This window comes from Burkholderia sp. Ax-1720 (assembly GCF_011753035.1).
Taxonomy (GTDB): Bacteria; Pseudomonadota; Gammaproteobacteria; order Burkholderiales; family Burkholderiaceae; genus Burkholderia; species Burkholderia gladioli.
Map to the genome: position 1 here is coordinate 1 of NZ_VWWK01000139.1, position 19,205 is coordinate 19,205.

The 19,205-nt window shown below is 69.0% G+C and carries 18 protein-coding genes; 15 read left to right on the top strand and 3 right to left on the bottom strand.

Annotated elements, in window-relative coordinates; all coding sequences use genetic code 11:
• The first annotated feature begins 33 nt into the window (after positions 1 to 33).
• The 9 genes from F3J18_RS27670 to ftsB all read left to right on the top strand — a co-directional run bounded on the left by F3J18_RS27670 (position 34) and on the right by ftsB (position 11,192).
• Positions 34 to 1,287, top strand: coding sequence for a lipoprotein-releasing ABC transporter permease subunit (locus F3J18_RS27670; RefSeq protein WP_025099068.1), 1,254 nt, complete (start codon positions 34 to 36; stop codon positions 1,285 to 1,287).
• A complete protein-coding gene (gene lolD, locus F3J18_RS27675) occupies positions 1,280 to 2,032 on the top strand; it encodes a lipoprotein-releasing ABC transporter ATP-binding protein LolD (RefSeq protein ID WP_205195599.1) in 753 nt (250 codons plus the stop codon). The genes F3J18_RS27670 and lolD overlap by 8 nt, the downstream gene beginning before the upstream one ends.
• Before the next feature lie 4 nt (positions 2,033 to 2,036).
• Entirely contained in the window at positions 2,037 to 2,822 is a 786-nt protein-coding gene (locus tag F3J18_RS27680; protein WP_166915319.1) for a TatD family hydrolase, read from the top strand.
• A 139-nt stretch (positions 2,823 to 2,961) separates the two neighbouring features.
• A complete protein-coding gene (locus F3J18_RS27685) occupies positions 2,962 to 5,454 on the top strand; it encodes a DNA internalization-related competence protein ComEC/Rec2 (RefSeq protein WP_166915321.1) in 2,493 nt (830 codons plus the stop codon).
• A gap of 273 nt (positions 5,455 to 5,727) precedes the next feature.
• Positions 5,728 to 6,537 carry an alpha/beta hydrolase gene (locus tag F3J18_RS27690; RefSeq protein ID WP_166915323.1) on the top strand — a complete coding sequence of 270 codons (810 nt, stop codon included), beginning with the start codon at positions 5,728 to 5,730 and terminating at the stop codon, positions 6,535 to 6,537.
• Between the two features lie 259 nt (positions 6,538 to 6,796).
• The gene (locus F3J18_RS27695) at positions 6,797 to 8,458 is read left to right on the top strand and encodes a CTP synthase (RefSeq protein WP_166915325.1); all 1,662 of its coding nucleotides are present in this window, start codon (positions 6,797 to 6,799) and stop codon (positions 8,456 to 8,458) included.
• Complete coding sequence (gene kdsA, locus F3J18_RS27700) at positions 8,455 to 9,309, top strand: 3-deoxy-8-phosphooctulonate synthase (RefSeq protein ID WP_017919662.1); 855 nt, start codon at positions 8,455 to 8,457, stop codon at positions 9,307 to 9,309. Before F3J18_RS27695 ends, kdsA begins: the two co-directional genes overlap by 4 nt.
• A 97-nt stretch (positions 9,310 to 9,406) precedes the next feature.
• Positions 9,407 to 10,690, top strand: a complete 1,284-nt coding sequence (gene eno / locus F3J18_RS27705) for a phosphopyruvate hydratase (protein ID WP_013698717.1) — start codon at positions 9,407 to 9,409, stop codon at positions 10,688 to 10,690.
• 82 nt (positions 10,691 to 10,772) lie between these two features.
• The gene (ftsB, locus tag F3J18_RS27710) at positions 10,773 to 11,192 is read left to right on the top strand and encodes a cell division protein FtsB (RefSeq protein WP_166915327.1); all 420 of its coding nucleotides are present in this window, start codon (positions 10,773 to 10,775) and stop codon (positions 11,190 to 11,192) included.
• A gap of 115 nt (positions 11,193 to 11,307) precedes the next feature.
• Here the strand turns inward: ftsB and F3J18_RS27715 are convergent, their stop codons facing one another.
• Genes F3J18_RS27715 through F3J18_RS27725 form a run of 3 tightly spaced genes read right to left on the bottom strand, consistent with a single transcriptional unit; the run spans position 11,308 to position 13,232 of the window.
• Positions 11,308 to 11,667, bottom strand: a complete 360-nt coding sequence (locus tag F3J18_RS27715) for a hypothetical protein (protein ID WP_025099061.1) — start codon at positions 11,665 to 11,667, stop codon at positions 11,308 to 11,310.
• 51 nt (positions 11,668 to 11,718) lie between these two features.
• Positions 11,719 to 12,669, bottom strand: a complete 951-nt coding sequence (gene hslO / locus F3J18_RS27720; protein WP_025099060.1) for an Hsp33 family molecular chaperone HslO — start codon at positions 12,667 to 12,669, stop codon at positions 11,719 to 11,721.
• Positions 12,670 to 12,707: 38 nt separating this feature from the next.
• Entirely contained in the window at positions 12,708 to 13,232 is a 525-nt protein-coding gene (locus F3J18_RS27725) for a gamma carbonic anhydrase family protein (RefSeq protein WP_166915329.1), read from the bottom strand.
• Between the two features lie 194 nt (positions 13,233 to 13,426).
• Between F3J18_RS27725 and F3J18_RS27730 the strand changes: the two genes are divergently transcribed.
• The 6 genes from F3J18_RS27730 to F3J18_RS27755 all read left to right on the top strand — a co-directional run bounded on the left by F3J18_RS27730 (position 13,427) and on the right by F3J18_RS27755 (position 19,037).
• Positions 13,427 to 14,311 carry a ferritin-like domain-containing protein gene (locus tag F3J18_RS27730; RefSeq protein WP_166915331.1) on the top strand — a complete coding sequence of 295 codons (885 nt, stop codon included), beginning with the start codon at positions 13,427 to 13,429 and terminating at the stop codon, positions 14,309 to 14,311.
• Between the two features lie 144 nt (positions 14,312 to 14,455).
• Positions 14,456 to 15,352, top strand: a complete 897-nt coding sequence (locus F3J18_RS27735) for an alpha/beta hydrolase (RefSeq protein ID WP_166915333.1) — start codon at positions 14,456 to 14,458, stop codon at positions 15,350 to 15,352.
• Positions 15,353 to 15,537: 185 nt separating this feature from the next.
• A complete protein-coding gene (locus F3J18_RS27740) occupies positions 15,538 to 16,368 on the top strand; it encodes a 3',5'-nucleoside bisphosphate phosphatase (protein WP_013698710.1) in 831 nt (276 codons plus the stop codon).
• 79 nt (positions 16,369 to 16,447) lie between these two features.
• Positions 16,448 to 17,083 carry an L-threonylcarbamoyladenylate synthase gene (locus tag F3J18_RS27745; RefSeq protein WP_025099056.1) on the top strand — a complete coding sequence of 212 codons (636 nt, stop codon included), beginning with the start codon at positions 16,448 to 16,450 and terminating at the stop codon, positions 17,081 to 17,083.
• An 82-nt stretch (positions 17,084 to 17,165) separates the two neighbouring features.
• Positions 17,166 to 17,825, top strand: coding sequence for a site-2 protease family protein (locus F3J18_RS27750; RefSeq protein ID WP_017919656.1), 660 nt, complete (start codon positions 17,166 to 17,168; stop codon positions 17,823 to 17,825).
• Positions 17,826 to 17,834: 9 nt separating this feature from the next.
• The gene (locus F3J18_RS27755) at positions 17,835 to 19,037 is read left to right on the top strand and encodes a tryptophan--tRNA ligase (protein ID WP_013698707.1); all 1,203 of its coding nucleotides are present in this window, start codon (positions 17,835 to 17,837) and stop codon (positions 19,035 to 19,037) included.
• The last annotated feature ends 168 nt before the right edge of the window (positions 19,038 to 19,205 follow it).

Consider the following 19,205-nt stretch of genomic DNA (forward strand, 5'->3'; position numbering starts at 1 on the left):
TGCCGGCCGCCGCAACCAGTGAAAAGGACAGGCTTGAAACTCCCGTACGAATGGCAGATCGGCTGGCGCTACACGCGCGCCGGCAAACGCACGACCGGCAACGGTTTCATCTCCTTCATCGCCGCCGTCTCGATGCTCGGCATCGCGCTCGGCGTGGCGGCCCTGATCGTGGTGCTGTCGGTGATGAACGGCTTCCAGAAGGAGGTGCGCGACCGCATGCTGTCGGTGCTGGCGCACGTCGAGATCTTCTCGCCGACCGGCTCGATGCCCGACTGGCAACTGACCGCCAACGAGGCGCGCCGCAACCCGGAAGTGATCGGCTCGGCGCCCTATGTGGAGGCACAGGCCCTGCTCACGCGCCAGGACGCCGTCAGCGGCGTGCTGCTGCGCGGCGTCGATCCGACGCTGGAGCCGCAGGTGACCGACATCGCCAAGGACATGAAGGCCGGCTCGCTGGCCGCCCTGCAGCCGGGCCAGTTCGACGTCGTGCTCGGCACCGCGCTGGCCAGCAATCTGGGCGTATCGGTCGGCGACAAGGTCACCATGTTCGTGCCCGAGGGCACCGTCACGCCGGCCGGCATGCTGCCGCGGGTGAGGCAGTTCACGGTGGTCGGCATCTTCGAGTCGGGGCATTACGAATACGACAGCACGCTGGCGATGATCGACATCCAGGACGCGCAGAAGCTGTTCCGGTTGCCGGCGCCGACCGGCGTCAGGCTGCGGCTCAAGGACATGCAGCGCGCGCCCGAGGTGGCGGTGCAACTGTCGCATTCGCTGTCGGGCGATCTCTATATCCGCGACTGGACCCAGCAGAACAAGACCTGGTTCTCGGCCGTGAAGATCGAGAAGCGCATGATGTTCATCATCCTGACGCTGATCATCGCGGTGGCCGCCTTCAACCTGGTGTCCTCGCTGGTGATGACGGTCACCAACAAGCAGGCCGACATCGCGATCCTGCGCACGCTCGGCGCGCAGCCCGGCTCGATCATGAAGATCTTCGTGGTGCAGGGCGTGACGGTGGGCTTCGTCGGCACGCTCTCTGGCGTGGCGCTCGGCAGCCTGATCGCCTGGAGCATCCCCTGGCTGATCCCGATGATCGAGCATGCCTTCGGCGTGCAGTTCCTGCCGCCCTCGGTCTACTTCATCAGCGAGCTGCCTTCCGAGCTGGTGGCCGGCGACGTGGCCAAGATCGGCGTGATCGCCTTCGTGCTGTCGGCGGTGGCCACCCTCTATCCGAGCTGGCGCGCCGCCAAGGTGCGCCCGGCCGAGGCGCTGCGCTATGAATGAGCGGCTCGTGCAACCGGCCATGAACCCGAACTCAACAGGAAACCCGCGCATGCGCGAAACCGTGCTCGAAGCCAGCGGCATCACCAAATCGTTCCAGCAGGGCGGGCTCGACGTGCGCGTGCTGGCCGACGCCTCCGTCACCGTCCATCGCGGCGAGAAGCTGGCGATCGTGGGCGCCTCGGGCTCGGGCAAGAGCACCCTGCTGCACGTGCTGGGCGGGCTCGACGAACCGGGCACCGGCGAGGTCTCGCTGCTCGGCAAGCCCTTCACGCGGCTCGGCGAGCGCGAGCGCAACGAACTGCGCAATCGCGCGCTGGGTTTCGTCTATCAGTTCCACCATCTGCTGCCCGAATTCTCGGCGCTCGACAATGTCGCGATGCCGCTGCGGATTCGTCGTCTCAACGCGGCCGAGGCGCGCCACGAAGCGCAGGAGATGCTGGAGCGGGTCGGCCTCGGCCATCGCGCCCGGCATCGCCCGGGCGAGCTGTCGGGCGGCGAGCGCCAGCGCGTGGCCGTGGCGCGCGCGCTGGTCACCAAGCCGGCCTGCGTGCTGGCCGACGAGCCCACCGGCAATCTCGACGGCTCGACCGCCGACAATGTCTTCAACCTGATGCTCGAACTGTCGCGCACGCTCGACACCAGCTTCGTGATCGTCACGCACGATCCCGAGCTGGCCGGGCGCTGCGACCGCATCCTGCGGCTGCGCGACGGCGTGCTGCACGAGGAGCCGGCGGTGCCGGTCTGAGCCGATGTGGATCGACACGCACTGCCATCTCGATGCCGGTGAATTCGACGCGGACCGCGAGGCCGTGGTCGATGCGGCGGCGGATGCGGGCGTGTCGGGCATCGTGATCCCGAGCATCGGGCGCGACAACTTCGAGACGGTGCGCGAGCTCGCGCATCGCACCGCCGGCGGCAGCTACGCGCTCGGCATCCATCCGCTCTACACGCCCGGCGCCCGCGACGAGGATCTCGACCGGCTGCGCATGGAGATCGAGGCGAGCCTGGACGATCCGCGCTTCGTCGCGATCGGCGAGATCGGGCTCGACTACTTCGTCGAGGGGCTCGACAACCCTCGGCAGGAGCACTTCTACTACGAGCAACTGAAGCTCGCGCGCGAATTCGAGCTGCCGGTGCTCTGCCACGTGCGCAAGTCGCAGGATCGCGTGCTGGCGGGGCTGCGGCGCTTCGGGGTGCGGCGCGGCATCGCCCATGCCTTCAACGGCAGCTTCCAGCAGGCCGAGGCCTTCATCGCGCAGGGCCTGCACCTGGGCTTCGGCGGCAACGTGACCTTCGAGCGCGCGCGGCAGATTCGCCGGCTCGCCGAGCAGTTGCCGATCGAGGCGCTGGTGGTCGAGACCGACGCACCCGACATCGCCCCCGAATGGATCTACAAGCAGCGCAACACGCCCGACCAGGTGCCGCGCATCGGCGAGGCGATCGCCGCCTTGCGCGGCAGCGAGCCCGAGGCCATCGCGCGGGCGACCACCGCCAACGCGCATGCGGCGATGCCCAGGCTGCATCCGCTTTCCTGATTTCTCCCGCCTGATTTTCCGTTCCTGATATAGCCCGTTCGGCCGGCTCGATCGCCGGATCGATCCGGCGCGCCTGTCGATCCGCATAATCGTCGGCGGGAGATGCCGAGCGTTCGGCGCGCGAGGGGCCGACATGCCGATGCGGGAGATCTGGATCGCGTTCGCGCTGGGTGTCGTGATGCTGCAGCGGCAGGCGCGCCTGCCCGGCGTGGCCGAGGCGGGCGCGGCGCTGGGCGCGGTGGCGCTGTTGCTCGCGCTGCTCGTGATGGTTCGGCGGGCCGCTCCGTCGCGCGGCGCGCGATGGGCGACCATCCTGAGCGTGCTCCTGCTGGCCGCGCTGGCCGGTCATGGCTATGCCGCGATGCGCGCGCACCTGCGCCTGGCCGACGACCTGCCGCTCGAATGGCAGCGGCGCGAGGTGCTCGTCACGGGCGTGGTGCGCGGCCTGCCGGCGCGCGATGCGCAAGGGCAGCGCTTCCTGCTCGACGTCGACGGCCACGATACGGGGCTGCTCCGGTTTCCGGCGCGGCTGCGCCTGTCCTGGATCCGCTACGACCGGCGCGAGGCGGCGCCGCCCGAAGTGCGGCCCGGCGAGCGCTGGCGCCTGCGGGTGCGCCTGAAGCGTCCGCACGCCAATGCCAACGCCGGCTTGCGCGATGCCGAGGCGGCCTGGCTCGCGGGCGGGATTCGCGCGCTGGGTTACGTGTCCTCGTCGCGCGATGCCTCGCGTCTCGACGCGAGTTCACGCGACGCGGCCGCCGTGGTGGACCGGCTGCGCCATCGCGTGCGGGAGCGGATCCGCGCGGTACTCGACGGCGCGCCGCATGCGGGCATCGTCATCGCGCTGGCGATCGGCGCACAGGACGATATCGCCGAGCTCGACCGGCAGGTGCTGCGCGCCACCGGCACCAGCCACCTGGTGGCGATCTCGGGCCTGCATATCGGCATGGTCGGCGCGCTGGCCGCCTGGCTGGCTGCCGCGTTATGGCGGCGCGGCAGCGTGCGCGGCATGGCCTTGCCCCTGTGGCTGCCGGCGCCGCATGCCGGCGCCTGGGCGGCGATCGCGGGGGCGGGCTGCTACGCCGCGCTGGCCGGCTTCAACGTGCCGGCGCAGCGCGCCTGGTGGATGCTGGCCGTGGCCTGCCTGGCCTATTTGTCGGGCCGGTCGATCGCCCCCTCGACCACGCTCGCCGCGGCGCTCGGCTGCGTGCTGCTGGCCGATCCCTGGGCCGTGCTGATGCCGGGCTTCTGGCTGTCGTTCGGGGCGGTGGCGGTGATCCTGTTCGCGGTGTCGGGGCGCGCGGCGCGGCCCTGGCCGGCGGACGAGCCGGCTGCCGTGGAAGCGGGTGGCCTGGATCCGGGCGGCACGCGGCAGCACCTGCGCCGCGCGGCGGCGCGCCTGGCTCGTGTCGGCGCGAACGGCGCGCGCGTGCAATACGCCGTCACGCTCGGTCTCGCGCCGTTCACCGTGCTCTGGTTCGGCCAGGTTCCGCTGGCCGGCGCGCTGGCGAATGCGTTCGCGATCCCCTGGGTCGGCTCGCTCGTCACGCCGATCGTGCTGGCCGGCATGGCGTTGCCGGCGCCGCTCGACGCGCTGGCCTTGCGGGCCGCGCATGCGCTGCTCACCGCCATGTTCGCGCTGTTCGAGGCGATGCCGGTCGGGCTGGCAGCGGTGGCCGAGATGCCGTCGCCATCCTGGTTCGCCTTGCTCGCCGCGCTGGCGGGCGCCGGCTGGGCGCTGATGCCGCGCGGCTGGCCCTTGCGCTTCGCGGCGCCGCTGGCCTGGCTGCCCTTGGTGCTGCCGCCCTCGCAGGCGCCGCCCGCCGGCGCGCTCCGGCTGACCCTGCTCGATGTGGGCCAGGGCCTGGCCGTGCTGGCGGAGACGGCGCATCACCGCTTGCTGTTCGACGCCGGCCCCGGCGCCGAATCGACCCGGGCCGGCGAGCGCATCGTCGTGCCCTTCCTGCGGGCGAAGGGCATCCGTTCGCTCGACACGCTGATGATCAGCCACGCGGATGCCGATCATGCCGGCGGCGCGACCGCCGTGCTCGAGGCCTTGCCGGTCGGGCAACTGACCGGCGGCCTGCCGCGCGATAAGGCCTTGTGGGGGCTGGCGCGCGCGGCCGGGGTGGTGGATCGGCTGGCCTGCCGGGCCGGGCAGCGCTGGACCTGGGACGGCGTGCATTTCGCAGTGCTGTGGCCGCGTGCCGAGCCTGACGCGGACGCGCCGAACGCGAGCTCCTGCGTGCTGCATGTCTCGGCGGGCGGCCGGGCGGCCTTGCTGACCGGCGATATCGACACCGGGGTCGAGCGCACGCTGGTGCGCGACGAGCGCGCGGCGCTGGCGGCCGAGGTGCTGGTGGTGCCGCACCACGGCAGCCGCACCTCGTCCTGGGAGCCCTTCGTCGACGCGGTCGCGCCGCGCGCGGCCTGGTTCCCGCTCGGTCACGCCAATCGCTTCGGGCACCCGCATCCGACCGTCTGGGCACGCTACGCCGCCCGCGGCATCGAACTCGCGCGCAGCGATCGGGACGGCGCCGTGAGCGTGATGCTGAACGACCCGTCCGCGCGGGACGGGCTGCCTGTCGAGCGCTATCGCGAACGTCATCGGCGTTACTGGATGGCGCCGTGAGCGGGCAGAGACGTCGCCGCGGATAGCCAGTAGAGGGAACCATCAAAGCGGCGAGGGCCGGCGCGATGCCAGGAAAATCAAGCGCTTATCCGATGATTTCGAAACGGCGCGGGGCAACGGCCGAGGCGCCGCCGCCGCGCTTCGCGATGGCGCGGCCCGGACGCGCTATGCTCGCTGCCATCGGCACTGGCGATCGCCTCCCCGCGCAGGCGGGGAGCGGCGAGCCCGGCCTCGACCCGGACCCACATGATGAAACCAGGAGACAGCGGCGACTTGAAGGACATCCTCCACTTCTCTCATGCGAACGGTTTTCCCGCGCCGATCTACCGGACCATCTTCGCCGAACTGGCCGACGACTACGACCTGCGCCATATCGACCGGATCGGCCACGACCGGCGCTACCCCGTGACGCGCGACTGGCCCCACCTGGTCGAGGAACTGCTGGAGGCGATCGGCCGGGACTACACGCGCCCGGTCTGGCTGGTCGGCCATTCGCTGGGCGGTTATCTATCCCTGATGGCGGCGCTGCAGAAGCCGCAATGGGTGAAGGGCGTGGTGATGCTCGACTCGCCCGTGATCGCGGGCTGGCGCAGCAGCGCGCTGCGCTTCAGCCAGTGGGCCGGCCTCGACGAGCGGCTCTCGCCGGCCGCGGCCACCCGCACGCGCCGCACCCGCTGGGCCGATCGCGAGGAGGCCTGGCGGCATTTCTACGAGAAGCCGGCCTTCGCGCGCTGGGACGAGCGGATGCTGGCCGACTACATCGACCACGGCATTCCGCAGACGGACCCCTCGGGCGAGCGCCGGCTCGCCTTCGATCGCGATATCGAATACATGATCTACCGCACCTTGCCGCACACGCTCGGCCCGCGCCTGGCGCACGGCGCGCCGGTGCCGGTCGGCTTCCTGGCCGGCACGCGCTCGCGCGAGGTGCGCCAGGTCGGGCTGGAGGCGACGCAGCGCGTCGCGCAGGGGCGCGTCGAATGGCTGGAGGGCTCGCACCTGTTCCCGATGGAGCGGCCGCTGGATACGGCGCGCGCTTTGCAGCGCATGCTGAATACGCTGCGTTCGGTGGAGGCGGCGTAGGCGGCGGTCGCGATGCGCTCGCGGCGATCGCGAGCGCCGCGGGCAGGGCGCTGGCGCCGCCGCGGAATCCGTCGATATGCCGTCGATGCGACGCCGATATGCGGGTGCTGGTGCCGTCGATGCGCCGCCGCGAACCGGCCGGCGCGGCCCGGCGGGCCGCTCTCCCGCGCCGCTCAAGGATAGGGCGCGATCGGCCCGCAATTGCTGAGAGATACGCGGTCTTTACGGTATAATCCGTTTTTCCCGCGAGCATCCAGCGATGACCAAATATGTATTCGTCACCGGCGGCGTAGTTTCCTCCCTCGGCAAGGGGATTGCCGCCGCTTCTCTCGCCGCGATCCTCGAATCGCGCGGTCTGAAAGTCACCCTCCTCAAACTCGATCCGTACATCAACGTCGACCCCGGCACGATGAGCCCGTTCCAGCACGGCGAAGTGTTCGTGACGGAAGACGGCGCGGAGACCGACCTCGACCTCGGCCACTACGAGCGCTTCATCAGCACCAAGATGCGCAAGGCCAACAACTTCACGACCGGTCAGATCTACGAGTCGGTGATCCGCAAGGAACGCCGCGGCGACTACCTGGGCAAGACGGTCCAGGTGATTCCGCACATCACCAACGAGATCCAGGCCTTCATCGAGCGCGGCGCGGCTTCCGCCACCTGCGGCGAGCCGGACGTGGCGATCGTCGAGATCGGCGGCACGGTCGGCGACATCGAATCGCTGCCCTTCCTCGAGGCCGCGCGCCAGATGAGCCTGCGCCTGGGCCGCAACAGCGCCTGCTTCGTGCACCTCACCCTGGTGCCGTTCATCGCCACGGCGGGCGAACTGAAGACCAAGCCCACCCAGCACAGCGTGCAGAAGCTGCGCGAGATCGGCATCTCGCCGCACGTGCTGCTCTGCCGTGCCGACCGTCCGATCCCCGACGACGAATCGCAGAAGATCTCGCTGTTCTCGAACGTGCCGGAAGACGCGGTGATTTCCGTGTGGGACGTCGACAGCATCTACAAGATCCCGCAGATGCTGCACGACCAGGGCATGGACCGCATCATCTGCGAGGAACTGAAGCTGACCGTGAAGGATGCCGACCTGGCCATGTGGGCCTCGCTGGTCGACAAGCTCGAGCATCCGAAGCACGAGGTCACGATCGGCATGGTCGGCAAGTACGTCGAGCTGACCGAATCCTACAAGTCGCTGATCGAGGCACTGCGCCACGCCTCGATCCACACCTCGACCAAGGTCAATATCGAGTACCTCGATTCGGAAGAGATCGAGGCCAAGGGCGTCGACAGCCTCAAGCATCTCGACGCCGTGCTGGTGCCGGGCGGTTTCGGCCGTCGCGGTACCGAAGGCAAGATCGCGGCGATCCGCTACGCGCGCGAGTCCAAGGTGCCGTACCTCGGCATCTGCCTGGGCATGCAGCTGGCGGTGATCGAATTCGCGCGCGACGTGGTGGGCCTGAAGGACGCCAACAGCACCGAGTTCGATCCCGAGACGCCGAACCGCGTGGTCGCGCTGATCACCGAGTGGTACGACCGCGAAGGCAAGGTCGAGAAGCGCACCGAGGCATCGGACCTGGGCGGCACCATGCGCCTGGGCTCGCAGCGCTGCCCGATCAAGGCCGGCACGCTGGCCGAGGAAATCTACGGCAGCGACGTGAACGAGCGTCACCGTCACCGCTACGAGGTGAACAACCTCCTGGTGCCGCAGCTCGAGTCGGGCGGCCTGGTGATCAGCGCGCGCACGCCGAGCGAGGACCTGCCGGAAATGATGGAGCTGCCGCGCTCGATGCACCCCTGGTTCGTCGGCGTCCAGTTCCACCCGGAATTCACCTCCACGCCGCGTGACGGCCATCCCCTGTTCAAGTCGTTCGTCGAAGCCGCGCTCGCCAGCCAGCAGGCGCGTGCCGGAGTGAAAGCATGAAACTGGGCGATTTCGAGGTCGGCCTCGATCGGCCGTTCTTCCTGATCGCCGGCACCTGCGTCGTCGAATCGGAGCAGATGACGATCGACACGGCGGGCCGGCTCAAGGAAATCTGCGCGAAGCTGAACATCCCGTTCATCTACAAGTCCTCGTTCGACAAGGCCAATCGCAGCTCGGGCACCTCGTTTCGCGGCCCCGGCATGGACGAGGGCCTGCGCATCCTCTCCGAGGTCAAGCGCCAGCTTGGCCTGCCGGTGCTGACCGACGTGCACGAGGTGGACGAGATCGAGCCGGTCGCGGCGGTGGTCGACGTGCTGCAGACGCCGGCCTTCCTGTGCCGGCAGACCGACTTCATCCACGCCTGCGCGCGCTCGGGCAAGCCGGTCAACATCAAGAAGGGCCAGTTCCTCGCGCCGCACGACATGAAGAACGTGATCGACAAGGCGCGCGCGGCGGCCCGCGAGGCCGGCCTCTCCGAGGACCGCTTCATGGCCTGCGAACGCGGCGTCTCGTTCGGCTACAACAATCTCGTGTCGGACATGCGCTCGCTGGCGATCATGCGCGAGACCGGCGCGCCGGTGGTGTTCGACGCCACCCACTCGGTGCAGCTGCCGGGCGGGCAGGGCACCAGCTCGGGCGGCCAGCGCGAGTTCGTGCCGGTGCTGGCGCGCGCGGCGGTGGCCACGGGCGTGGCGGGCCTGTTCATGGAAACCCATCCGAACCCGGCCGAGGCGAAGTCCGACGGCCCGAACGCCGTGCCGCTGCATCGCATGGCCGCGCTGCTCGAGACGCTCGTCACGCTCGACGCGGCGGTCAAGCGCGCGCCGTTCCTGGAAAACGATTTCAACTAATGCATGAACTTGGCGGCGGTGGCGGACGTCTGTAGCAAGGTCCGCTTCGCCGGCACAGCCTTCACGACGGAATTCATCGTCATCCTCAGAGGAAATCATGAGTGCAATCGTAGATATCATCGGCCGCGAGATTCTGGATTCGCGCGGTAATCCCACCGTCGAGTGCGACGTGCTGCTCGAATCGGGCACGATGGGCCGCGCCGCGGTGCCGTCGGGCGCGTCGACGGGTTCGCGCGAGGCGATCGAGCTGCGCGACGGCGAAACCGGCCGCTACAACGGCAAGGGCGTGCTGAAGGCGGTCGAGCATATCAACACCGAAATCTCCGAGGCGATCATGGGCCTCGACGCGTCGGAGCAGGCCTTCCTCGACAAGACGTTGCTCGAGCTCGACGGCACCGACAACAAGTCGCGCCTGGGCGCGAACGCGATGCTGGCCGTCTCGATGGCCGTCGCGAAGGCCGCCGCCGAAGAGGCCGGCCTGCCGCTGTACCGCTACTTCGGCGGCTCGGGCGCGATGCAGCTGCCGGTGCCGATGATGAACATCGTGAACGGCGGCGCGCACGCCAACAACAGCCTGGACATCCAGGAATTCATGATCGTCCCGGTCAGCCAGCCGACCTTCCGCGAAGCGCTGCGCTGCGGCGCCGAAGTGTTCCATGCGCTCAAGAAGATCCTGTCGGATCGCGGCATGAGCACGGCGGTGGGCGACGAAGGCGGCTTCGCGCCGAACTTCGGCAGCAACGACGAATGCCTGTCGACCATCCTCCAGGCGATCGAGAAGGCCGGCTACCGCGCCGGCGAGGACGTCCTGCTGGCGCTCGACTGCGCGGCCTCGGAGTTCTACCACGACGGCAAGTACCAGCTCGCCGGCGAAGGCCTGCAACTGTCGTCGGCCGAATTCGCCGACTACCTCGCCACGCTGGCCGACAAGTTCCCGATCGTCTCGATCGAGGACGGCATGCATGAAAGCGACTGGGACGGCTGGAAGCTCCTGACCGAGCGCCTGGGCAAGAAGGTGCAGCTGGTGGGCGACGACCTGTTCGTCACCAACACGCGCATCCTCAAGGAAGGCATCGAGAAGGGCATCGCGAATTCGATCCTGATCAAGATCAACCAGATCGGCACGCTGACCGAAACCTTCGCGGCCATCGAGATGGCCAAGCGCGCCGGCTACACGGCCGTGATCTCGCATCGCTCGGGCGAGACGGAAGATTCGACGATCGCCGATATCGCCGTCGGCCTGAACGCCGGCCAGATCAAGACGGGTTCGCTCTCGCGCAGCGACCGCATCTCGAAGTACAACCAACTGCTGCGCATCGAGGAAGATCTCGGCGATATCGCCAGCTACCCGGGCAAGTCGGCGTTCTACAACCTGCGCTAACGCGTTACTATCCGGTCTAGTCACCCGTGACGCCGCTTCGCGACCCTCGTGAAGCGGCGCTTCTTATATCTGCGGCTCGTACATGCGGCTTGTCACTGTCGTCCTGATCGCCTTGCTGGTGTTGATTCAGTACCCGTTGTGGTGGGGGCATGGCGGCTGGCTGCGCGTGCACGAATTGCGGCAGGAATTGCTCAACCAGACGCAGAAGAACGCCGACGAGAAGCTGCGCAACGAGCGGATCGCCGGCGAGGTGCAGGATCTGCAGAACGGCACGGCGGCGATCGAGGAGCGGGCCCGCTACGAGATGGGCATGGTCAAGGATGGCGAGGTGTTCGTGCAGTTCGTCTCGCCGAATTCGCCGGCGCCGATGGTGCCGAACCAGAATTCGACCGCCTCGCTGACCAACCATGGCGATACCAGCAGCGCGCCGGTGCGCGTGGTGCCGAATCCGGTGTCGCGGGCCAAGCCCGAGCGGCATCACGGGCGCGCCGAGCATCACTGACGGGCGAGAAGCTCGCGCCGGCTGGTAGCGGCGAGGCGGCGGCGGAAACTAAAAAGCGCGACCCGAAGGTCGCGCTTTTTCATTGGCGAGGCGCTCGATCGACGGCGCGAGCGGCTTACCAGCCCCATCCCCAGCCGGGGTAGCCGTAACCGACGCCAGTGCCCCAGCCGCGATTCCAGCCGCCGCCGTAATACCCGCCGTAGACGGTGACCGGCGTCGGCGCGTAGTAGGAATAGGCGCGCGCGGCGGCCTCGGCCGACATGATCTCGTTCTGCTCGCGCAGCACCTGCCGGTCGATCGCGTCGTAGCGCTGTTTTTCCGCGGCCGTGAGCGGCTGGGCCGTGGCGGTGGCCGCGCCGGGCTGGCCATCGGGCAGGCGGCTCAGCACCGTCGAGGACGGCGGCACCGCGCAGCCGGCCAGCGTGAGCGCGACGAGGGCCGCCGGCAGCGAAAGTGACAGGGGCAGGGACTTCATGACGGCTTCTCCTTCTACCTTCTTCAAGGCACTCGCGGCGACGCGCGAGCCTCAGTGACGCTGTTCGCCGGCCGGCGCGACGCCGGCGCCGATTTCAGGCGTCACGAACAGTTGTTCGACGTCGACCGGGTCGAATTCATAACGCTCGTTGCAGTATTCGCAATGAATCTCGACATGGCCGCGTTCCTCGATCACGCTGTCCACTTCCTCGCGGCCCAGCATCCGCAGCATCCCGCCCACCTTCTCGCGCGAGCAGGTGCACTGGAAGCGCGTCGCGGCCGGTTCGAAGTGGCGAACGCTTTCCTGCCAGAACAGACGCCGAAACACCGTCTCGGGTTCCGTATCGAGCAATTCCTGCGACGAGAGCGTGCTGCCCAGCGTGCAGACGCGCTCCCAGGTATCGAGGTCGGGCTCGTTGGCGGCCGGCACGATGCCGCCGTCGCCCGGCAGCTTCTGCAGCAGCATGCCGACCGCGCGCTCGCCGTTGGCGGCCAGCCACAGCCGCGTGTCGAGCTGCTCGGAATGGTGCATGTAGTGCTCGAGCATCTGCGCGACCGACTCGATCGGGCCGTCGTGGTCGTTGAGCGGCACGATGCCCTGGTAGGGCTGCTGGCCGGGTTTCTTGTCGGCCGGGTCGAGCGTGATCACGCAGCGGCCGTGGCCGCTGGCGTTGACCAGGTCGACGAAGGACATGCCTTCGCCGAGCGTGGCGGCGGTGGCGTCCGACAGCTTGGCGGTGGCGCGGATCGAGAGATCCGAGCCGCATTGCACCACCAGCATCTTGACCGGCCCGTCGCCGTAGATCTGCATGATGAGCGTGCCGTTGAACTTCAGGTTCGCGGACAGCAGCGCGCAGGCGGCCATCATCTCGCCGAGCACGTTGCGCACCGGCGCCGGGTAGTTGCGGCGCGTCAGCACCTCGCGCCAGGTGCTGCCCAGCGAGACGATCTCGCCGCGCACCGGTGCCGTGTTGAACATGAATTTCTGTAACTGGTCGCTCACTTCGGTTCCTCGATTGACGGGCAGCGGCGGCGCGGCATTCAGCCGATCCGCACCAACTGCTCCTTGAAATACGCGCGTCGCTGCGCGTAGTTGTGCGTGTTCGCGTGCATGCGCGCGATGTCTTCCTCGCTCAGCGTGCGTACCACCTTGGCCGGCGCGCCCAGGATCAGCGAGTTGTCCGGGAACACCTTGCCCTCGGTCACCACGGCGCCGGCGCCAACCAGACAGTTGCGGCCGATCACCGCCCGATTCAAGACCACCGCCTGGATCCCGATCAGCGAACCCTCGCCGATGGTGCAGCCGTGCAGCATCGCCTGGTGGCCGATCGTCACGTTCGGGGCTACCGTCAGCGGGCAGCCCGGGTCGGTGTGCAGCACCACGCCTTCCTGCACGTTGCTGCCGGCGCCGACCACAATCGGCTCGTTGTCGCCGCGGATCGTGGCGCCGAACCAGACGCTGGCGTTCTCCTCGAGCACCACCTTGCCGATGATCGCCGCGGTATCCGCGACGAACACGCTTTCATGAATGGTGGGGGCGTCTTCGCCGAGCTTGTAGATGGTCACGCGTTGTCTCCTGGGGTTCGCTGAGCCGGTGGGGCGCGTGTCGCGCGCCGGTACAATGTGCGCGGCCGCCTGGGGCCGTGGGCAGGCGTCGTGCGCGGGATCGGCATGATCCGCGCGATGCTGGCGTCTACCCGAATCCGCTATTGTAAATGCTTGCGCGAATTGACCGCGTACGCTGTGCCGAAGCCGTTTTCATGTCCGACCCGAATTTCTCCTTCGCCGCGCCGTCCGTTTCCTCTTCCACGCCCGCCCGCTGCGTGCGCGCGGCGGCGCTCGCCGCGCTGCTCGAGGCCGAACCGGTCGCCAAGGCCGCGCAGGTGCGCGCGCTGCATGCGCAGTGGCTGGCCGGCCGCGCCGAGGTCGATCCCGAGCGCCGCTTCGCGCCGCCGCCGGCCTTGCCGGGGCGCCCGGCGCGCCCGGAACTGGTCGAGCCGCGCTTCCTGCAACGCCGCTCGATGCGCTCGGAAGCCGGGCGCGCCACCTTGCTGCACGCGCTGGCCCATATCGAATTCAACGCGATCAATCTCGCGCTGGATGCGGTATGGCGCTTCCCGGCCATGCCCGCGGCCTTTTACGCCGACTGGCTCAAGGTGGCGGCCGAGGAGGCGTATCACTACACGCTGCTGGCCGCGCGCCTGGCGGAATTGGGGCACGCCTACGGCGATTTCCCGGCCCACGACGGGCTCTGGGAAATGTGCGAGCGCACCGCAGGCGACGTGCTCGCGCGCATGGCGCTGGTGCCGCGCACGCTGGAGGCGCGCGGGCTGGACGCCTCGCCGCCGATCCGCGCGCGCTTGATGCAGGCCGGCGACGAGGCATCGGCCGCGATCCTCGACGTGATCCTGCGCGACGAGATCGGCCATGTGGCGATCGGCAACCGCTGGTTCCGCCATCTCTGCGCGCGGGCCGGGCTCGAACCGCATCCGGCCTACCTGCGGCTCGCCGAGCAGTACCATGCGCCGCGGCTGCGCGGGCCGTTCAACTTCGAGGCGCGCCGCGACGCCGGTTTCGACGAGCTGGAACTGGATGCGCTGGTCGCCCAGGATCGCGACACGCCGCCCGCCGGCACGCCAGACTGAGCGAGCGCGCCCCGGCACGGCGCATCGCGACGCAAATGCAGCCTAGAGAAGTGCCTCGACACATGCGCCGCCTCAGCACCATTGCACACATCGTCGCAGCGTCGCCGATATAATCGAACGACCATTCTTTTTTTGGCGGCCGCGATGACCCAGACCCATTCCGACTCCATTTCCGAATTCGTGACCGTGCGCGGCGTGCGCCTGCATGTGCGCCGCTGGGGCCGGCCCGATGCGCCGGTGCTCTACATGCTGCATGGCTGGATGGACGTGGCCGCCTCGTTCCAGTTCGTGGTCGACGCGCTGGCCGGCGACTGGCAGGTGATCGCGCCCGATGCGCGCGGTTTCGGGCTGTCGGATTGGCCGGTGGCCGCGCAGGGCGGCGGCCATTACTGGTTCATGGACTACCTCGGCGATCTCGAGGCGCTGATCGACCACTACACGCCGGAGGGCGAAGTCAACCTGGTTGGCCACAGCATGGGCGCGAACGTGGTCTGTCTGTATGCCGGCGCGCGGCCGGAGCGGGTGCGCCGCGTGGTCGACCTGGAGGGTTTCGGGCTGGCGCCGCCGCCGGCCTCGCAGGCGCCGCTGCGGCTGGCCGCCTGGCTCGACGAGTTGCGCGAGCCGCCGCTGCTCAAGCCCTATGCCTCGCTCGGCGAGGTGGCCGAGCGCCTGATGAAGACCAACCCGCGGCTCGCGCCCGAGCGCGCGCGTTTTCTCGCCAACCACTGGGCGCGCCGCGAGGACGACGGCCAGTACCACCTGCTGGCCGATCCGGCCCACAAGCAGGCCGGGCCGCTGCTGTACCGGCTCGACGAGGTGATGGCGGTCTGGTCGCGGGTGCGCGCCAAGGTGCTGCATGTCGAGGCGGTCGATTCGCCGACGCTGCGCATGCTGGCCGGCCGGATCCCGCTCGACGAATTCCGCAAGCGTTTCGCCGCCTTTCCCGACTGGCGCGAGAAGACCATCGAGGAAGCCGGGCACATGGTGCACCACGACCAGCCGGAGCAGATCGCGGCGCTGATCGAGGCCTTCTGCGCCTGACGCCGCGCCGGGCCGTCCCGCGGCGGCCCGTTTTCCGTCTGTTTGCAGCCGGTTTTCGTCCCATCTCGTCCCATTTCGTCTCCGTTTCGGATCACGGGCCGCGCGGGCAGGCCCGCCGGCCGGTCCGGCCCCGCGGCGATCGTGCGGCGTTGCAGTAGAATGTCCGCATGCACCCGATTCCGACGATGAACGCCGATCTGCACTGCCATTCCAACGTCTCCGACGGCGCCCTGACGCCCGCCGAGGTCGCGCAACGCGCGCACGCGGCGGGCGTCACGCTGTGGGCGCTGACCGACCACGACGAGGTCGGCGGCCAGCTCGCGGCGCGCGAGGCCGCGCAGGCGCTCGGCATGCGTTATGTCTGCGGCGTCGAGATCTCGGTGACCTGGGCTTCGCGCACGGTCCACGTGGTCGGCCTCAACGTCGATCCGGCCGCGCCGGCGCTGGTCGACGGCCTGTATCGCACCCGCAACGGCCGCGCCGCGCGCGCGCTGGAGATGGGCGAGCGGCTCGCCGAGATCGGCATCCCCGGCGCCTACGAAGGGGCGCTGCGCTACGTCTCGAACCCGGACCTCATTTCCCGCACCCATTTCGCGCGCTACCTCGTCGAGGCCGGCCATGCGGCCAGCACCTCCGAGGTGTTCGCGCGTTATCTCGGCGACGGCAAGCCCGGCTGCGTGCCGCATCGCTGGGCCAGGCTGGACGACGCGGTCGGCTGGATCCAGCAGGCCGGCGGCGAGGCCGTGATCGCCCACCCGGGCCGCTACGCCTACACGCCGGTCGAATTCGGCGCGCTGTTCGGCGAGTTCATCGACCTGGGCGGCCGCGCGATCGAGGTCGTCACGGGCAGCCACACGCCCGACCAGTATCGCGAGTACGCGGAGGTCGCCCGACGCTACGGCTTCGAGGCGTCGCGCGGTTCCGATTTCCATGCGCCGGGCGAGAGCGTCGTCGAGCTCGGCAGCCTGCCGCCGCTGCCGCCGGACCTGAAACCGGTCTGGGAACGCTGGCTCTGACCCACGGCCGCGCGCGGCGCGCGGCTTCAGCCCCGGCGCGCCATGCACGCGCGGGCGACGCCCACTCCCCACTGATCCCATGTCCCAGTACTTCAGGATTCACCCGGAAGATCCGCAGCCGAGGCTGGTGCGCCAGGCCGTCGAGATCGTGAAGCAGGGCGGCGTGATCGCCATGCCGACCGACTCCAGCTACGCGCTGGCCTGCCATCTCGACGACAAGACCGCGGTCGAGCGCGTGCGCAAGATCCGCGGGCTCGACGACAAGCAACTGCTGTCGCTGCTGGTGCGCGACCTGTCCGAGCTGGCCAATTTCGCGATGGTCGACAACCACCAGTACCGGCTGATCAAGTCGGTCACGCCGGGGCCCTACGTGTTCGTGCTGCAGGCCACCAAGGAGGTGCCGCGCCGGCTCTCGCATCCCTCGCGCAAGACCATCGGGCTGCGCGTGCCGGATCACGCGATCACGCTGGCGGTGCTGGAGACGCTCGGCCAGCCGTTGCTCGGCACCACCCTGATCCTGCCGCCCGACAGCGATCCGCTCAACGACCCCGAGGAAATCCGCGAACGCCTGGAAAAGCAGGTGGACCTGGTGATCGACGGCGGCGCCTGCCCGCGCGAGCCCTCGACCATCGTCGACCTGACCGGCGACGCGCCGGTGCTGGTGCGCGCCGGCCGCGGCTCGCTCGAACCCTTCGGGCTGAGCGCGGAGGCCTGAGCGGCCGCCCGTCATCGACTGTCATGATTGCCGGCCGCCGGTTTGTCCGTCGGCCGTTTTCCGCTTGTTACAATACCGCGCCATGGACAATCTGATTCAGACCATCGTCGTCTACGCCCTGCCGGTGATCTTCGCGATCACCCTGCACGAGGCCGCGCACGGCTACGCCGCGCGCCTGCTCGGCGACAACACCGCCTACGCGCTCGGCCGCGTGTCGTTCAATCCGATGCGCCACATCGATCCGGTCGGCACCATCGTGATGCCGCTGGTGCTGTACTTCCTGACCAGCGGCGCCTTCCTGTTCGGCTATGCCAAGCCCGTGCCGGTCGCGTTCCGCAACCTGCGCAACCCGCGCTGGGGCAGCCTGTGGGTGTCGGCGGCGGGGCCGGCCTGCAACTTCGTGCAGGCGCTGGTGTGGGGCTTCGTGTCGGTCGGCCTGGCGGCCGCCTCGGTCGACGAGCCCTTCTTCACGCGCATGGCCGCGGCCGGCGTCGGCGTGAACCTGGTGCTGGGCGTGCTGAACCTGTTTCCCTTGCCGCCGCTCGACGGCGGGCGCGTGCTCACGGCGCTGCTGCCGCCCAAGCAGTCGATCGCGCTGTCGAAGATCGAGCCTTACGGTTTCATCATCGTCCTGCTGCTGATCATGACGGGCCTGCTGACGAAGTTCTGGCTGCGGCCGGGCGTCGGCATCGGCTACAGCATCGTGACGGCCATCCTGACTCCCTTTGCCTCGCTTTTCTAAAACATAATCATGTTCCCCGATCGTATCTTTTCCGGCATGCGTCCCACCGGGTCGCTCCACCTCGGCCATTACCATGGCGTGCTGAAGAACTGGGCGAAGCTGCAATCCGAATACCCGTGCTTCTTCTGCGTGGTCGACTGGCATGCGCTGACCACCCACTACGAAACGCCCGAGGTGATCGAGAAGAACGTCTGGGAAGTGCTGATCGACTGGATCGCGGCCGGCATCGACCCGGCCCAGGCCACGCTGTTCATCCAGAGCAAGGTGCCGGAGCACGCCGAGCTGGCGCTGCTGCTGGGCATGAGCACGCCGCTGGGCTGGCTCGAACGCGTGCCGACCTACAAGGAGCAGATCGAAAAGCTCAAGGACAAGGATCTCTCGACCTACGGCTTCCTCGGCTACCCGGTGCTGATGGCCGCCGACATCCTGCTGTACCGCGGCTCGCTGGTGCCGGTCGGCGAGGACCAGGTGCCCCACGTCGAGATGACCCGCGAGATCGCGCGCCGCTTCAACTACCTGTACGGCCGCGAGGCCGATTTCGAGGAGAAGGCGCTGGAGGCGGCCAAGAAGCTCGGCGGCAAGCGCGCCAAGCTCTATCGCGAACTGCGCAACGCCTACCAGCAGGAAGGCGACGACGAGGCGCTCGAGCAGGCGCGCGCGATGTTGCAGGAATCGCAGAGCCTGTCGATGAGCGATCGCGAGCGGCTGTTCGGCTACCTGGAAGGCGCGCGCAAGATCATCCTGGTCGAGCCGCAGGCGCTCCTGACCGAAGCCTCGCGCATGCCGGGCTTGGACGGCGGCAAGATGTCGAAGTCCTACGGCAATACCATCGGCCTGCGCGAGGATGCCGAGACCATCACCAAGAAGGTCCGCACCATGCCGACCGATCCGGCTCGCGTGCGCCGCACCGATCCGGGCGACCCGGAAAAGTGCCCGGTCTGGCAGTTCCACCTGGTCTATTCGGACGAACCCACGCGCGAGTGGGTGCAGAAGGGCTGCAAGTCGGCCGGCATCGGCTGCCTGGACTGCAAGCAGCCGGTGGTCGAGGGCATCCTGCGCGAACAGCAGCCGATGCTCGAGCGCGCGCAGAAGTACATGGACGACCCGTCGCTGCTGCGCGCGATCGTCGCCGACGGTTGCGACAAGGCACGCAAGCACGCGGTCGAGACCATGCGCGACGTGCGTGACGCGATGGGCCTGTCGTACAACTGAGCGGCGCGCGGCGATGACCACGATTCCCCTCCACGGTGACGCGAGCCGCGCGAGCGGCATGAGCGAGGCAAGCGCCTCGCCGGCCGAGCGGCCGAGCGCGGCGCCGTCGCGCTGGGTGGCCGGCTGGTCGCACCTGGTGCCCGCCGGCGGCGCGGTGCTCGACGTGGC

Coding starts and splice junctions, on each gene's coding strand:
- F3J18_RS27755 (WP_013698707.1), top strand. CDS start 17,835: ATGTTCCCCGATCGTATCTTTTCCGGCATGCGTCCCACCGGGTCGCTC.
- F3J18_RS27735 (WP_166915333.1), top strand. CDS start 14,456: ATGACCCAGACCCATTCCGACTCCATTTCCGAATTCGTGACCGTGCGC.
- F3J18_RS27730 (WP_166915331.1), top strand. CDS start 13,427: ATGTCCGACCCGAATTTCTCCTTCGCCGCGCCGTCCGTTTCCTCTTCC.
- F3J18_RS27740 (WP_013698710.1), top strand. CDS start 15,538: ATGAACGCCGATCTGCACTGCCATTCCAACGTCTCCGACGGCGCCCTG.
- F3J18_RS27745 (WP_025099056.1), top strand. CDS start 16,448: ATGTCCCAGTACTTCAGGATTCACCCGGAAGATCCGCAGCCGAGGCTG.
- F3J18_RS27680 (WP_166915319.1), top strand. CDS start 2,037: ATGTGGATCGACACGCACTGCCATCTCGATGCCGGTGAATTCGACGCG.
- F3J18_RS27715 (WP_025099061.1), bottom strand. CDS start 11,667: ATGAAGTCCCTGCCCCTGTCACTTTCGCTGCCGGCGGCCCTCGTCGCG.
- F3J18_RS27750 (WP_017919656.1), top strand. CDS start 17,166: ATGGACAATCTGATTCAGACCATCGTCGTCTACGCCCTGCCGGTGATC.
- eno (WP_013698717.1), top strand. CDS start 9,407: ATGAGTGCAATCGTAGATATCATCGGCCGCGAGATTCTGGATTCGCGC.
- kdsA (WP_017919662.1), top strand. CDS start 8,455: ATGAAACTGGGCGATTTCGAGGTCGGCCTCGATCGGCCGTTCTTCCTG.
- F3J18_RS27685 (WP_166915321.1), top strand. CDS start 2,962: ATGCGGGAGATCTGGATCGCGTTCGCGCTGGGTGTCGTGATGCTGCAG.
- lolD (WP_205195599.1), top strand. CDS start 1,280: ATGAATGAGCGGCTCGTGCAACCGGCCATGAACCCGAACTCAACAGGA.
- F3J18_RS27695 (WP_166915325.1), top strand. CDS start 6,797: ATGACCAAATATGTATTCGTCACCGGCGGCGTAGTTTCCTCCCTCGGC.
- ftsB (WP_166915327.1), top strand. CDS start 10,773: ATGCGGCTTGTCACTGTCGTCCTGATCGCCTTGCTGGTGTTGATTCAG.